Here is a 12,541-nt window from a genome sequence, read left to right on the forward strand (position 1 = left end):
TCAGGGCTCGGTGCGTTCATTCTGAGCAGCGGCGCGCAGCTGCTCACGCAGGGCAGCATCACGACCGCGGTCGCTGCACAAGCGCAACAACACCGGCCGTTGCTGCGACAAGCCCCAGGCCAAGGCCTCCTGCAGATCCTCCAGACAGGCCACCTGGCTTCCAGGCACACCGTGGGCTGCCGCCAGGGCCAGGGGATCCACCTGCTGGGGCATGGCGAAGAGCGCTTCGAAGCCCGGCGTGGCAATAGGCAACTGCTGAAAAATGCCGCCGCCGCCGTTGTCGATCAACAGCACCAGCAGTGGTGGAGCTGCAACAGCAGACGATGCATGCAGCCAGCCGTTGCTGTCGTGCAGCAGGGCCAGATCACCGGTCACCAGCGCCAACGGACCGAGATTCGCCGCCAGCCCCATGGCGAGGGACAAGGTGCCGTCGATGCCCGAGGCGCCGCGGAAGCTGAAGCAACGGTGGCGGCCGCAGGCGGGCCCACCCCAGGTCAACCAATCGCGCACCGGTGAACTGGCGGCCAACATCAGCGGGAACGACTCCGGCAGGAGCTGGGGAAGCCAATAGGCCAGGGCGGGCTCATTGACGGCGCCACGCAAGGGCAGCTGGGCCTCGATCCAGGCCGAGAGGTCGTCGGTGCCAACCGATGGCTTACTCAGCGGCTCCAGACAAGGCTGTTGAGCGATCCAGGCAGCCATGCCCCCCGACCATTGGCTGGATTTCTGCAACGGATCCAGCGGCCTTGGATCCCCTTCGGTGATCAACAGTTGGGGGCCCTGATGGCGCTGAAGCCAAGCCTCCAACCGCCGGCTGGCGGGCATCGGTCCCAGCCGCAACACCTGAGCGTCGTCAGGCAGGTTCAGCCGATCCAGTTGCAACTCCCAGTGCTCGATGCGGTTGGGGCAATCGGGAGCAAGGGCAGCGAGGGGATCAGCCAGCAGAGGCCAACCGCTGAAATTCAGCCAGCGATGCAGGGCCTGTTGATAGGCCTCCGCCGCGGGCGAAAGACCGCGCCAAGGCCCCGCAATCACAACCCCCGGGCGCTCTGGATCAAGGCGAGGCGCAGGTGCGATCTCGCGTGAAGGCTCAGGGCAAGCCATGGGCGTGAGCACAGCCGAAACCAGCTGTTGCTGCTGTTCAAGGGTGGTGTGCAGCGGCTCCTCGAAGGGCAAGTTGAGGTGAACCGCTCCCGGCGGCCCAGCGCCTGAACCCTGGGCTTGCTGCCAGGCCTGCACCGCCAGGGCGTTGAGGGCGTCGTTGGCCTGGGTGTGGACGCCGTCTGCCGCTCCACTGCCGAACCAGCGACAGGCCGAGAGCAGAAAAGATTCCTGATTGACGGTCTGGTTGGCACCGCAGTTTTTGAGCCGGGCGGGGCGATCCGCCGTGAGCAGCAGCAAGGGCTGACAGGAGCGGTCCGCCTCCACCGCAGCGGGAAGCAGGTTCGCCACCGCGGTGCCGGAGGTGGTTACCACTGCCACGGCACGGCCATGGGCGGTCGCCATGCCGAGGGCCAGAAAGGCGGCCGAACGCTCGTCGATGGCCGTGACCAGCTGCAGCTTCGCCTGGGAGGCCAGCATTCCCGCGGCTGTTGCCAGGGGGCCGGAACGGCTGCCAGGGCAAAGCACCAGCTGCTTCAGCCCCTGAAGACAAAGAGCCTCCAGCAGCGTGAGGGCGGCCTGCAAATTGGCGCGAGCGATGGTCAGTGCAGCAGGCCAGGCTGGTGTGATCTTCGGTCAACGATGACCCAACCCACGACACCCGCTCCAGGAGAAGACAGCAAGGGCTTCTGGCGCAATCTGATTCTCTGGGCCCTGCTTGCGCTGCTGCTGCGCTGGTTGGTGGTGGAACCGCGCTGGATTCCCTCAGGCTCGATGCTGCCCACCCTGCAGCTGCAGGACCGCATCCTGGTGGAGAAGGTGAGACCGCGCCTGGCTCGCAGCCGCCACGGCCATCTGCACCGGGGCGATGTGGTGGTGTTCGCCCCGCCCGAGCAGCTCGTGGCCGCTGGCTACGACGCATCTGCAGCACTGATCAAACGGGTGGTGGGGCTGCCTAGCGATCAGTTGGAGGTGCATGACGGCAGGCTGTTCCGCAACGGTGAACCGGCTGCGGAACCCTGGTTGGCGGAAGCGATCAACTACGAGATGGCCCCGATCACCGTGCCGGCGGATCAGCTGTGGGTGATGGGGGACAACCGCAATGCCAGCCTCGATTCCCACCTCTGGGGATCACTGCCGGAAACCAATGTTCTGGGCACGGCGGTGTGGCGGTATTGGCCGCTGCAGAGGTTCGGTCCGTTACGGATCACCGACAGCAGCGATGGCGTTTGATGCCAATGGCTTGCGTTAAGGTCAAGTCCGTGATGTAGATCACTCACGAATGTTTAACCCCGAGTTCCTGACAACTGACAGCAGTGATGGTCACGCGGGGAACAGCCTGATCCAGTACCTGCAGGAGCAGTCTCCAGACACCTTGCAGCGGGTCGCTAAATCAGCAAGCAACGATATTCAGGACATCATTCGCCACAACGTTCAGGGCCTGCTGGGAATGCTTCCTGGCGAGCATTTTGAGGTGAAGGTGACGGCCAACCGCGACAACCTCGCCAACATGCTGGCCTCGGCAATGATGACTGGGTATTTCCTGCGCCAGATGGAACAGCGCAAGGAGCTGGAAGAGACGCTGTTCGCTGACGAACAGATGGCGATCGAGCCGGAAGACGAACTCAAGCTTTGATCACGGGCTGATCAGGCACAACGCCGAGATCGAGCAAACGCTGATCAATGGATCCGAGAAACTCCCAGCTCTCAGAACTTGGAGCCCAGTCCCGCTGTTGCAATGACGCGAGCAGGTGTTGCACGGTTTCGGGGGTGAATGTGACCGGCGCGCTGTAGTGAGCCGGCACCAGCCAGCGCAGCTCAGCCTGGCCGCTCAACCCCTGCAGCCATCGCAACAGAGCCTCTTTGGCTCTGGGCAACACCAACCGCTCAAGTACCGGGGCCACCTGCAACTTGGGCGCGTCTTCGCCGATCAAGCCATCGGCAGCCGCCTGCCAACCGGCCTTCCAGCGGAAGGGGTAGAGGCCGAAGTGGGCTTTCAGGGAACGGAGCCCTGGCTTGAACGCATCCCGCAGCAACTCCGGCAGCGCGGGCACCTCCAGCGGTTCCGGCCTCAGGTAGGAGGCAAACAGCACCAGCCGGGCCCAGCCGCGGCGGCGGGCTTGCGCTGAATCAGTGAGAGGCTCATCGCCGCGTTCGCGGGCATGGAACAACAGCGGCGTTGGATCGAGGGCAAACAACGCTGGGGGTTCAGCACTGATGCCAACCAGGGCATCGGTCACCAACAGAGCGCCTGACGGGCGATGGAAGCAGGAGACTTCCTGGAAACGGCCCACGCCAAGGTCGAGCGGTCCAAGGGAGAACCACTCACAAACATCGCCATGGGGAAGGCCATCGTCGAACAACACCTTGGTGCGACGTGCCGGCACACCCAACCAGGACAGAGGCAACTGCACCGGGAAGCTCCACTGCCCCGGACACACCCAGATGTCCGCATCCGGAAAGGCGCGGGCCAGGGGACCGAGGGGAAGCTTGTGCTCTAAGCCAGAGGCGGTGGGCAGCACGATCGTGCGCACAGGGCCGTGTTGTTGCTCCAGCCCGGCGATGGCTTGGCGCACTTCACCGGTGGGCGGCAGAGGGTTAAACAACATCAAGCCGCCGGTCACCTTGGCCACAGTGAGCCGCACCGGCACGGCCACGTAATACACCCCCTGCAGCTGCTCAAGGCTCCAGAGCTGGCCAGGGATCAGCTCACTGAACAGCGTGCGGCGGCGGCCGTAGGGGTAAAGCGGCAGCAGCGGCCAGAAACCCCAGTACTGATCAGCAGGATTCACACCAGCTCCAGCCACCACTCTCCCTATCAATGCAGTGATTCTGCAGAGGAATGGATCAGGCCAGGGTCAAACCACCCACTCCGGCGCAGAACAGCACCACTCGCCAGGCCGATTGCCGCCAACTCACCAGCAACACAAAGCCACCAAAGGGATGGGGCCACCTTCCTGATGGGAAAACGACCTCTCCAGAGAGGTCCATCAGTAGTTATGAGGAAGATTCCCTTCTTACCCACCAGAAGGGGCCGGTGATGGTCCACTGTGTAGAGGACCCTTGGTCCGAGGACCCAGCGAGAAAACTCAACAACCAAATCTCGGAACTTCAAGCCCGAGTGGCCTTCCCACAGCACTGGAGCAGCGGAGAGCATGAGCAGCACATCGAAAGGCTCCGCCAGCTCACCTACGAAAAAAGCCGTCTGATCGATCGATCAAGCTCCTCTCCTATGGAGCGAACTCATCACTGAAGAACTCTCCTACAAGTCTGTTGGCGCATGGCTTGCCAATGAGCCACAGCAGCTTTACTACCAATTCACCGCCGCCAAGGATGGCTCTCAAGGCGAGTCGATCTTCATGCGCAGCTTCCATTGGCGACCACCTGACGACCCGATTCCTCAGGGGAGTCAACTGATGACACGACAAGAGGCGCTGGAGAAATGGAATGCACTCAAGTCAATGGGCTGGAGGAGGTGCTCCGGCCCACTTCGGTAGGGCAGTAAACAGGCAAACCAAGTCCACATAAGTAGTAGGCAACTGGACACTTGGTGGCAGCAGCGGCCAGAAACCCCAGCGCTGATCCGCAGGATTCACACCAGCTCCAGCCACCACACTCCCCATCAATGCAGTGATTCTGCAGAGGAATCGATCAGGCCAGGATCAAAGCACCCACTCCGGCCCAGAACAGCACCACTCTCCCGGTTGCCGCCAACCCACCAACACCAACGGTCGATCCCTCAGATGAGGGAGTGTTCAAGGCGGCGCCCTCCCTCAAAGGGGGGAGTCAGAACGAACAACCTCACCCACGTTTCCATCAACAACCAGCCCGCCTGCAAAAAAGGGGGTCGAATTTAGCGGCGATAGGAGCGCTTGGAGTGGCTGTGTTTCGAAGACAAATGCAACAGGTGGGATGCTTTGTCTTGTTCTTCCACCTTGGTGAGCTTTCTCACCAGAGTCCAGGTGTCTTGCGCAGACATCTCCCCATCTTTCTCCCATTTGATGCTCGACAATTCAGCAGGAGACATCAAGGGAAGATGTGATTTTTCAACTTAAGGAACGTGATATCGATGTGGCCGTTTCCACCAAGTGATGTCACTTAAGACAATCGGAAGTTGGTTTGCTTTGATACAACGTCCTGCAAAGAGACAATAAAAAAGCCTCAGCCGCATGGGCTGAAGCCAGGTGATGGGGACAGATGAAACATACCGGCCCTGCACCCACAATCAAGGGCTGAGGACACCACACCTGGTGGCTGGCGCAGCCTTGCCGAGGCAATGAACACCAATGAGCTCCAGCTGCCAAACCGAAAAGGTCAGTGCGAACCGAACCAGGAGCAACAGGTGCCAAGACGGATCGTCAACAACGCCAGAACGCCGAGCGCTGCAGCCACAAACAACACTCCTATCAACTGCTGATGGCGCTTCTCACTCCTGGCCTCGACCGATTGGCTGCCGTTCAACAGAAAAATCCAAAGGCGCCAACTTAAGCGTTTTCAGTAACTTGAGCTACCAAGACAGGTGTTCTACCGGCGATGCTGCGGCGGCTGCGTGCGCTGAGTTGCGTGCGCGCCCTGAGATGACGGTGACGGCGGCAGGGCCTTTCATACAGATCGGCGCTGTTTTTCCACGAGCGCGGGTAAGGCCAGCTGCGTTTGACCGCAGGCGAATTGGTTGTTCTGCAACACCACCAAGCGTGGAGCCACAGGGCGGTCATGCCACAGATCAAACCAGTCATGGCTGCATGATGAAACCCATCGGGGCGGCGTCAAGCGCAGGCCAGCAACCTAAGCAACGCCGAGTCATTCCCCCGCAGCTCTGCGTGAATGAGTGATACGGCCTGTTGCCAAGTGGCCTAAGGCCGATGCAGAACGGGTGCATCGGATCAGCAGCCATGGCCAAGCGTCGCTTTCTCGAAAAGCAACCGCTCACCGAAGCGGAAGGACTGACCGCCCTGATCATGATGGGGGTCGGGCTCACCCTGGGTGGCATCAGCGTGACCATCCTGATGGCGCTGAATGCCTCAGCCGCAGGGTCTTGGCAGGAACTCTGGCTTTCAGGTCAACTGAATTTCTGAGCTCAGGCCAGCCAAGGCCAACGGATCCCGAACGCCTCCAGGGGATCCATCACGAGCTTGTTGAGGGCCCGGCCCAAAAGCACCTGGGGTTCTTCCGGACGGATCGGCCGCACCGGATGTTCTGGGCGGGTCGCAGCATTCGCCCCTCTCACCACCCCACTGCGCATCAAGGCGTTGGCCGCCTCAAGACCGCAGACGTAGGCCCGTTCCTGGCACAGGCCCTTGGCACCGTGCTCGCGTTCGCCCATCCGCACCCAGTCGCCAGCGCAGACCACAGAAGGAAGTGCCGTCTGCAGCGGGGGCCTCTGGCTGAAACTGCCGGGGGAGAACAACGACACCGAGCCCGGGTAACGCCGCACCTCAAACTCCAGCACCTGGGCAAGCCGGAAGGCCGGCACCACCTGGGGCAACAGCTCCTTCAGCAGGGTGTCAACGATCTCCTGATCACTCAAGGCTGCGATTGCCGTCGCGTTGTAGAAGTCGCTGGCAACCACGGATCCCTGAGGCTCGCTGCCGCCCCAGAGCGCATCAAGATCCGCGTCCTGCAGCTGGTCGAGCATGAAAAATGTGGCGCCCGCACCCTGTAAGGCGTCGAAGCGCGAGAAGACATTGGCGGGATCGGCGACCGCGATGGTGCGATCCAGCCACAACCGCACCGACACCACATCAATCGCACCCAAGCCACCAGCAGAAGCCAGCTCCGGCAGCACATCACTGCAACGCGGCGACTCCACCATCAGGGCATGCATGCCCTTGGCACCCACCGCCAGCACAACCGCATCAACGTCATCAACAACGCTGGAGCGGCCTGTTGCTTTGCAGCTGACCTCCACCGAGCGAATTGCTTCGCCTGGCTGATCAAGATTCAGGCGCGTGGCCAACGTTCCTCCCAGAACAGTGAGCAAACCGGAGTCCAGCAGGCGTTCCGCCAGGGGAGCGATCAGCTGCTCGGCGATGCTGCCAGTGCGAATCCAGCGCACATCAAAGGAATCTTGATGCGCCAGGGCGTAGTAGTAGAGCAGCTCCATGGTGACGGCTGCCGACAATTCCTCCGGTGGCTTGAACAGACCCACCAAAAGAATCGGACGCAAGAATTCATCGATCATCCGCTCCGTGATTCCCAGTTGACGGAACAGGGTCAACGCATCGATGGCGTCGTAGCGCCGGAAGGTCTCCTCGTTGCGGTTCAGATCAAGCATCGCCACCAAAAGGCCGGCAATGCTCAGGCGATCGGCAACAGGCAGGCGCTTGAAGTTCTTGATCGTTGCCATGGCCTGCCCCAGGGGGCTGGGCAACTGCAACCCGTCACCGAACACCGGGGCAGTGGCCTCAAGACCGGCGGGAGACCAGAAGGCGCTGGTGGTGAATGCAGTGAACACATCGGTGAGCCCAAGCTCATCGGTCAGCGCATTGATGTTGGGATAATCCTTCCAAAAGCCCCGGGTGCCCGCTTCGAAGGGTTTACCGCTGGCGGTGCGCATCGGCGTTCTCCCCGTGGGATCCGACATCCCGTCAACCAGGGTGACGCGAACGCCGGCTTCACAGAGAGCTTTGGCTGCACCCCAGCCGGCCCAGCCTCCACCGATCACCACCACATGGGAAGCATCAGCGTTAGCGGCCTTGGAAAGCTCAGGCATCGACCAAACAGAGATGCTGGGAGAGGTTTCACATCATGCAGCCATGGCACGAAAAAGGTCGCCATCGCCACAGAGAAGAGGGAATGAATAGCGTCGTCGGGAGATGAAACCGTTTTATGGCTTCAGATTCAGCCGTCCGCTGGCCTGTTTTTTTGCCATTGGTGCTGTTCTTCGGTGGCATCGGTGCCGCAGCAGCGATGACCCAGTTGCTGGAATCGTTCTGAGCTTCAGGGCGCGATCAGACCAGATTCAAAGCCTCAAGCACTTGAGCTCGAATCCCGCCGAGACGAAACCAAGCTTGAACGGCATCGGCCTTGCTGGTGTAGGGCCGCCAGTCGTCTTCATGCATCCGCCGTTGGATGTGGCGCAACACCCGTTCTGCGACGACACGATCGCTGGATGCCTTCAGAACAATCTGCCGGCCATTCAGCTCAAACGTGTCACTCATTTTTTGGAGGTTTGATCAGCTCACCGGTCTGCAACGACACCACAGCAAAGCTGCCCACAAAGACCACCGCCACCAGAGCGAGGAAGGCCGCTGTGAGATTGCTGATCTCAAGCTGCCCGAGCATGAAGGCAAATGAGGTGGCCATCAAAAGCAGCAACTGCTTCTGAACTTAAACGGGCTCGTCGTTGTTCAAATTGCCAAGAACCACGCCTGCCATCGACAAACCAATGGCAAGCATCACAACGGCTTCGATCATGCGGCTTTGGTGGAGATGCTCGGCGTCTTGAGCAGAACCGCCGCAGCGGATGCAGTAACCGTCGCCTGTCCAGAGGAAGCGGATTGAGCCTGGGGCTGCCAGGTGGATGCTGCTGAACAACGGGTGGGATTCTTCAACCAAGAACTGCGACCCATCAACCCTCAATCAGCTGAGGTAAGGATTGCGGCTGAAGCTCAGAAGATCTGTCTGATTGGCGACCGTCGCCAAAAGTGAGCTGTTTCTTGATCAAGCACTGATGGGGTCAGGCGTTGCTGCCGACGAGCGATCACGGATCTGAACAGCAGCCTGGCAATAGGCCGCCCATCCCCCCATGCGCCGCAGATCGGCACGGCCACGGTCATCGACGGCACTCGACACACAAACACCCTCCACTTCTGCTTTTTCAAACGCCGCCAACAAGGGGATTTCCGCCTGCATCACATCCACATCAAAACCCTCCAAAATTTGGCGTGCTTCCTGCGCAACCCGTTGTTTTCGGCTGTCCACCTTCACCAACAATGCGGAATGCATGGTGTCCATCTGCCTGAGGATTGAGGAGAGTTCAACAGTGAGCTCAACCGATCTCGCCTGCGGCGTAGTGGGCAGCAAAACAAGATCTGCTCCGGCCGAAAGATTCTTGAGTTCATCTTCGTGGCTGCTGGCCTGCCCGTCGGTGATGATCACTTGGGCATGGCGGGTGGCCTTTGCTGCAGCCTCCACAGGCACCACCTCAAATGGAAGCATCCCCCGGGCTGCGTAGGCAGTTGCCGAGCGGTTGCGATCCGCATCAACAACACACACCGACAGGCCCTGCTGGGCCCAGACACAAGCCAAGTGAATGCTGGTGCAGGTTTTTGCCACACCACCCTTCTGGCCAAAGACAGTCAAAAACATGGCTGAGGTTCAGATGCGCGGAATGATCGCGTCGTTGGGGAAGAACTCTTCAAACACACAGATGCGGTCGGCCCAACGGGCCTCCACTTCCAAACGCATCAGGCGATTGCGCACCCACATCAATGTGTCCACATCAATGGGTTTGTGGAACTTGTGCTGCTGCGCCTTCACCCAATCATCCTTGCTCTGAGAGCTGTTCATGACCGCGAAAACTGACCTGCCCACACCGTACGGATGGCGTCCTTCGGCGCCATGAGCTTCACACTGAGTAAGCATCAAGGATCACTCAATCGCAGCCGAACTGTTCAGCAGAACAACGAATTAATGGAAGCTTTGAGTCCAAGCCAGAGCGATAAGGGCCTGAACCTCTTGATCGGTAGCCGATCCATCATTCCGACCATTCAAGCGGCGACAGAATCAATTCAATTCACCCTCAGCCGTGATGACCCAGAAAGCACCTCAACTCAAGCCACGCCCGGTGCACACACCACCCAAACGCGCTTGAAGCACTTAAAGGGCCTGAATCAACCCATCGGAGCTGAACAGATCTCCTGTTCTGTAACAGCACGAACGACACGTCGATTGACACCAACCCTATAAAGGATCTGTAGCAACTGCTACGCAATCACGTTCACCTCGTCTTCGGCGAGGCGCAGTTCGACTCAGGCCATGGAACGGGGACCTGAGCTTGCTTCGAGGAACCAATCATGACCCTGACCTATCGCGGCCAGAAGTACAACCAGAACAACGCTGCTGCGTCCAACGCTCAGCGCCCAGTTCTTGTTTACCGCGGTCAGAAAGTCGCCCGCTGACAACAGCACGACGACCTCTTACAAGCCCCGCCTCGGCGGGGCTTTTTTATGGCTTATTTGCCTTCAGGATCGGGCTGTTTTGCCTTCCAACGTTCAAACCAAACGGCGACAGCGAGGGACACACCCACGGCAAAGCCAGCACCAATCAGCACCACACCAACTTCCACCGGCATCAACACCACCTATTGCTGCACTAGATCATCGGATAAGACCGATCAACACGGCAAAGTCAGCGTTATCGAACCAAGGCGTTATCGAACCAAGGCGTTATCGAACCAAGGCGTTACTGAACCAAGGACTGATAGGCCTCATTGACGCGTCGAAACGCCTCAGCAGAACCACCGAGATCGGGATGGTGCTGCTTCACCAGTTTTCGATGCGCCTGCTTGATCTCAGCGAGGGACGCGTTGGCCTCCAAGCCCAACACCCTTAAAGCGGCACGGCGTGGATCACGGGCATGGCCATCGTCCTGACGATCCGTTTGACGTTGGTCCGTTCGGGTGCGGCGACCCTGCCGCCTTGAACCTGATTGGTCCTGATGCTGACGCAACTGCTCCACCACACGCTGTGGATCCTCATCCAGCCATTCACTGGCGCGAACCCCAAACAAGGCAAACGCCGCCAGAACGGCCGTTGTTTGCTTGTTCGGCTTGGCTCCCACCGCCGCCATGAGATCTGTTCCCAGCCCCCGAACCAACCGATCCAACCGCTGTTCAAGGGTTAAGTGGGCAGGAAAACTGCTGCGGTTGAGCTGCTCGATCAATAGCTCCAATCCGCGCTGACGCAGTGCCGTCCATCCCGGCTGCTGAGCCAGGGCCTGCCCCCAGGCCCGCACCTGTTGGCTGCTGATGCGCGGTGGAGCTTGTGCCGATGGCTCAGTCCAGGGGCGATGGAATCTGGGGTCCGTACGAATGCGTTGGCGTTGCTGACGTTGCAGTCGCTCCAACTCACGGTTGAGCCGCAACACCTCGCGACGCAAAGCGTCGTTCTCCGCCAGCAACGCCTCAACATTGCTGGTGACCCGTTGTTCAGGGCGTCCGCCTGACCACTGACGCGGATCAAAGCCCAAAGCGTGTCTCCCGCCTCACCATGGCAACAACTCACCATTGGCATGCCAGAAGCTGCCGCTGGTGGCCACGGTCAAGCCATCGATCCGTGCCAACAGCCCCGTCACCGACTGCTCGGGGGGGATCCCGCTGGGATTGAAGCGAATCATGCGAGTTCGCACCAATCCGGGATGCAAGATCGCCACGGCGATGCCCCGCGGTTCCAGATCAATCGCCAACGACTTTCCGGCCATGTTGAGCGCCACCTTCGACATCCGATAGCCATAGGAGCCTCCCGACCTGTTGTCGTCGATGGAGCCCATGCGGCTGGTCATCAGCACCAACTTCGCTCCGTTGGGCATCTGATCCACCAACGCCCTGGCCAGCAGCAAAGGAGCAAGGGCGTTCACCTCAAACTGGCGGCGAATCCCGGAGGGATCCAAATCCATCAGGCCCATCGACTGCAAAATCCCGGCATTGAGGATGACGCCATCGAGGGGCAAACCATCCAGTCGCTGCACCAGGTCATCAATGGCTTGGCTGTCGCTCAACTCAAGGCCGGCTTCCACCCGCACCCCCAGGCACTCCAGTTCATCACTGGTTTGACGGCAAACCGCCACCACGTCATCGCCACGGGCTTTGAGCTGCCTGCAGTATTCCAAGCCGATCCCACGGTTTGCGCCGGTGACCAGAAACGTCGCCATCGGGAGGTTTCAGCAACTGCCATCCTGCCGGCTCTTGCGTCGATCCCCTGAAGCGATCACGCCGGAAAATCCCCCTCGACGCCGTACTGGTGCAAACACTGTTTCACCGTGAGCACGGAGACCGTGCTGCCGGTCTCTGCATCCACCAGCAGATAAGGACAGCCCCGCAGCACGCAGCGTCGCCGTGCGTCGATGTAGGCATCAAAAGCGTTGGCATGGGAACACTCGTCCACCCAACCTTCACTGCTGAGATACCGCGTGAGGATCATGCCCACAGACGCCTGGGCCACCGGTTATGGCTCAGGACATTTCACATCCAAGAAAGAGCCTTGAAGTCTTCGGGATCGCACCGGCTCGGGGAACGCCGAAGCAAGGCAGATCAATGGGGTTCAGCTGATCCCTGCACAACGGTGACCACCTGATTCCAGGTGGCATGCACCACGCGATAGGTCTTCAACGTGGCGCGCGATTTGGTGCGGGCATTCACAAAGGCTTTGAACTCCGTTTTGAAGCAGATCTCCTGGATCCACTGCCCTCCTGTATCAAGCCTCTCGATGCAATACATCAG

General features: G+C 60.1%; 20 protein-coding genes. 6 read left to right on the forward strand and 14 right to left on the reverse strand.

All coding sequences use genetic code 11. The features are described from left to right. A complete protein-coding gene (menD, locus tag SynTAK9802_RS07145; RefSeq protein ID WP_186495570.1) occupies window positions 1-1,686 on the reverse strand; it encodes a 2-succinyl-5-enolpyruvyl-6-hydroxy-3-cyclohexene-1-carboxylic-acid synthase in 1,686 nt (561 codons plus the stop codon). 57 nt (window positions 1,687-1,743) lie between these two features. On the opposite strand from menD, the gene lepB reads away from it, so the two are divergent. Beyond that, entirely contained in the window at window positions 1,744-2,334 is a 591-nt protein-coding gene (gene lepB, locus SynTAK9802_RS07150; RefSeq protein WP_186495571.1) for a signal peptidase I, read from the forward strand. A gap of 49 nt (window positions 2,335-2,383) precedes the next feature. Then, window positions 2,384-2,737, forward strand: coding sequence for a DUF760 domain-containing protein (locus tag SynTAK9802_RS07155; protein WP_006849758.1), 354 nt, complete (start codon window positions 2,384-2,386; stop codon window positions 2,735-2,737). Here SynTAK9802_RS07155 and SynTAK9802_RS07160 read toward each other — a convergent pair. Together SynTAK9802_RS07160 and SynTAK9802_RS07165 are read right to left on the reverse strand one after the other, a co-directional pair. After that, a complete protein-coding gene (locus SynTAK9802_RS07160; protein WP_255487708.1) occupies window positions 2,727-3,911 on the reverse strand; it encodes a DUF4336 domain-containing protein in 1,185 nt (394 codons plus the stop codon). The genes SynTAK9802_RS07155 and SynTAK9802_RS07160 overlap by 11 nt on opposite strands. 37 nt (window positions 3,912-3,948) lie before the next feature. Continuing rightward, window positions 3,949-4,092 (reverse strand): hypothetical protein, encoded by a 144-nt coding sequence (locus SynTAK9802_RS07165; RefSeq protein ID WP_186495572.1) that lies wholly within the window; start codon window positions 4,090-4,092, stop codon window positions 3,949-3,951. Between the two features lie 254 nt (window positions 4,093-4,346). On the opposite strand from SynTAK9802_RS07165, the gene SynTAK9802_RS07170 reads away from it, so the two are divergent. Both SynTAK9802_RS07170 and SynTAK9802_RS07175 read left to right on the forward strand, forming a co-directional pair. Further along, window positions 4,347-4,598: a DUF1651 domain-containing protein gene (locus tag SynTAK9802_RS07170; protein ID WP_255487903.1), complete on the forward strand. Its 252-nt coding sequence runs from the start codon at window positions 4,347-4,349 to the stop codon at window positions 4,596-4,598. Window positions 4,599-5,993: 1,395 nt separating this feature from the next. Then, window positions 5,994-6,176 carry a hypothetical protein gene (locus SynTAK9802_RS07175; protein WP_170950632.1) on the forward strand — a complete coding sequence of 61 codons (183 nt, stop codon included), beginning with the start codon at window positions 5,994-5,996 and terminating at the stop codon, window positions 6,174-6,176. Window positions 6,177-6,178: 2 nt separating this feature from the next. On the opposite strand, the gene SynTAK9802_RS07180 is transcribed toward SynTAK9802_RS07175, so the two are convergent. From SynTAK9802_RS07180 to SynTAK9802_RS07205, 6 genes are all read right to left on the reverse strand, one after another. Further along, window positions 6,179-7,813 (reverse strand): FAD-dependent oxidoreductase, encoded by a 1,635-nt coding sequence (locus SynTAK9802_RS07180; RefSeq protein WP_186495573.1) that lies wholly within the window; start codon window positions 7,811-7,813, stop codon window positions 6,179-6,181. Between the two features lie 238 nt (window positions 7,814-8,051). After that, a complete protein-coding gene (locus tag SynTAK9802_RS07185; RefSeq protein WP_186495574.1) occupies window positions 8,052-8,261 on the reverse strand; it encodes a hypothetical protein in 210 nt (69 codons plus the stop codon). Then, window positions 8,254-8,406 carry a hypothetical protein gene (locus SynTAK9802_RS07190; RefSeq protein WP_186495575.1) on the reverse strand — a complete coding sequence of 51 codons (153 nt, stop codon included), beginning with the start codon at window positions 8,404-8,406 and terminating at the stop codon, window positions 8,254-8,256. The genes SynTAK9802_RS07185 and SynTAK9802_RS07190 overlap by 8 nt, the downstream gene beginning before the upstream one ends. A gap of 24 nt (window positions 8,407-8,430) precedes the next feature. Beyond that, entirely contained in the window at window positions 8,431-8,658 is a 228-nt protein-coding gene (locus tag SynTAK9802_RS07195) for a hypothetical protein (RefSeq protein WP_186495576.1), read from the reverse strand. Window positions 8,659-8,763: 105 nt separating this feature from the next. Further along, window positions 8,764-9,411 (reverse strand): ParA family protein, encoded by a 648-nt coding sequence (locus SynTAK9802_RS07200; protein ID WP_186495577.1) that lies wholly within the window; start codon window positions 9,409-9,411, stop codon window positions 8,764-8,766. Between the two features lie 9 nt (window positions 9,412-9,420). Further along, a complete protein-coding gene (locus tag SynTAK9802_RS07205) occupies window positions 9,421-9,612 on the reverse strand; it encodes a hypothetical protein (RefSeq protein ID WP_244272209.1) in 192 nt (63 codons plus the stop codon). A gap of 33 nt (window positions 9,613-9,645) precedes the next feature. Here SynTAK9802_RS07205 and SynTAK9802_RS07210 point away from each other — a divergent pair, with 33 nt between their 5' ends. Then, window positions 9,646-10,011 carry a hypothetical protein gene (locus SynTAK9802_RS07210; RefSeq protein WP_186498246.1) on the forward strand — a complete coding sequence of 122 codons (366 nt, stop codon included), beginning with the start codon at window positions 9,646-9,648 and terminating at the stop codon, window positions 10,009-10,011. A 107-nt stretch (window positions 10,012-10,118) separates the two neighbouring features. Then, window positions 10,119-10,223, forward strand: a complete 105-nt coding sequence (locus SynTAK9802_RS07215; RefSeq protein WP_115160639.1) for a DUF4278 domain-containing protein — start codon at window positions 10,119-10,121, stop codon at window positions 10,221-10,223. Between the two features lie 53 nt (window positions 10,224-10,276). Here the strand turns inward: SynTAK9802_RS07215 and SynTAK9802_RS12595 are convergent, their stop codons facing one another. The 5 genes from SynTAK9802_RS12595 to SynTAK9802_RS07235 form a co-directional block, all read right to left on the reverse strand. After that, on the reverse strand, window positions 10,277-10,405 hold the full coding sequence (locus SynTAK9802_RS12595) for a hypothetical protein (RefSeq protein ID WP_255487709.1): 129 nt from the start codon (window positions 10,403-10,405) through the stop codon (window positions 10,277-10,279). Window positions 10,406-10,506: 101 nt separating this feature from the next. Beyond that, on the reverse strand, window positions 10,507-11,292 hold the full coding sequence (locus SynTAK9802_RS07220; protein WP_186495578.1) for a J domain-containing protein: 786 nt from the start codon (window positions 11,290-11,292) through the stop codon (window positions 10,507-10,509). Window positions 11,293-11,307: 15 nt separating this feature from the next. Then, window positions 11,308-11,973 carry an SDR family oxidoreductase gene (locus SynTAK9802_RS07225; RefSeq protein WP_186495579.1) on the reverse strand — a complete coding sequence of 222 codons (666 nt, stop codon included), beginning with the start codon at window positions 11,971-11,973 and terminating at the stop codon, window positions 11,308-11,310. 56 nt (window positions 11,974-12,029) lie between these two features. Beyond that, entirely contained in the window at window positions 12,030-12,263 is a 234-nt protein-coding gene (locus tag SynTAK9802_RS07230) for a hypothetical protein (protein ID WP_255487711.1), read from the reverse strand. A gap of 89 nt (window positions 12,264-12,352) precedes the next feature. After that, complete coding sequence (locus SynTAK9802_RS07235; RefSeq protein ID WP_114988977.1) at window positions 12,353-12,538, reverse strand: hypothetical protein; 186 nt, start codon at window positions 12,536-12,538, stop codon at window positions 12,353-12,355. Window positions 12,539-12,541 lie beyond the last annotated feature (3 nt).

The sequence above is a fragment of the Synechococcus sp. TAK9802 genome, from assembly GCF_014279535.1.
GTDB lineage: Bacteria > Cyanobacteriota > Cyanobacteriia > PCC-6307 > Cyanobiaceae > Parasynechococcus.

Excerpts from the sequence above, each read along its gene's own strand:
- lepB (WP_186495571.1), top strand. The coding sequence starts at position 1,744 with ATGACCCAACCCACGACACCCGCTCCAGGAGAAGACAGCAAGGGCTTC.
- SynTAK9802_RS07215 (WP_115160639.1), top strand. The coding sequence starts at position 10,119 with ATGACCCTGACCTATCGCGGCCAGAAGTACAACCAGAACAACGCTGCT.
- SynTAK9802_RS07185 (WP_186495574.1), bottom strand. The coding sequence starts at position 8,261 with ATGAGTGACACGTTTGAGCTGAATGGCCGGCAGATTGTTCTGAAGGCA.
- SynTAK9802_RS07200 (WP_186495577.1), bottom strand. The coding sequence starts at position 9,411 with ATGTTTTTGACTGTCTTTGGCCAGAAGGGTGGTGTGGCAAAAACCTGC.
- SynTAK9802_RS07205 (WP_244272209.1), bottom strand. The coding sequence starts at position 9,612 with ATGAACAGCTCTCAGAGCAAGGATGATTGGGTGAAGGCGCAGCAGCAC.
- SynTAK9802_RS07210 (WP_186498246.1), top strand. The coding sequence starts at position 9,646 with ATGGCGTCCTTCGGCGCCATGAGCTTCACACTGAGTAAGCATCAAGGA.
- SynTAK9802_RS07175 (WP_170950632.1), top strand. The coding sequence starts at position 5,994 with ATGGCCAAGCGTCGCTTTCTCGAAAAGCAACCGCTCACCGAAGCGGAA.
- SynTAK9802_RS07165 (WP_186495572.1), bottom strand. The coding sequence starts at position 4,092 with ATGGACCTCTCTGGAGAGGTCGTTTTCCCATCAGGAAGGTGGCCCCAT.
- SynTAK9802_RS07235 (WP_114988977.1), bottom strand. The coding sequence starts at position 12,538 with ATGTATTGCATCGAGAGGCTTGATACAGGAGGGCAGTGGATCCAGGAG.
- SynTAK9802_RS07225 (WP_186495579.1), bottom strand. The coding sequence starts at position 11,973 with ATGGCGACGTTTCTGGTCACCGGCGCAAACCGTGGGATCGGCTTGGAA.
- SynTAK9802_RS07180 (WP_186495573.1), bottom strand. The coding sequence starts at position 7,813 with ATGCCTGAGCTTTCCAAGGCCGCTAACGCTGATGCTTCCCATGTGGTG.
- SynTAK9802_RS07190 (WP_186495575.1), bottom strand. The coding sequence starts at position 8,406 with ATGGCCACCTCATTTGCCTTCATGCTCGGGCAGCTTGAGATCAGCAAT.
- SynTAK9802_RS07155 (WP_006849758.1), top strand. The coding sequence starts at position 2,384 with ATGTTTAACCCCGAGTTCCTGACAACTGACAGCAGTGATGGTCACGCG.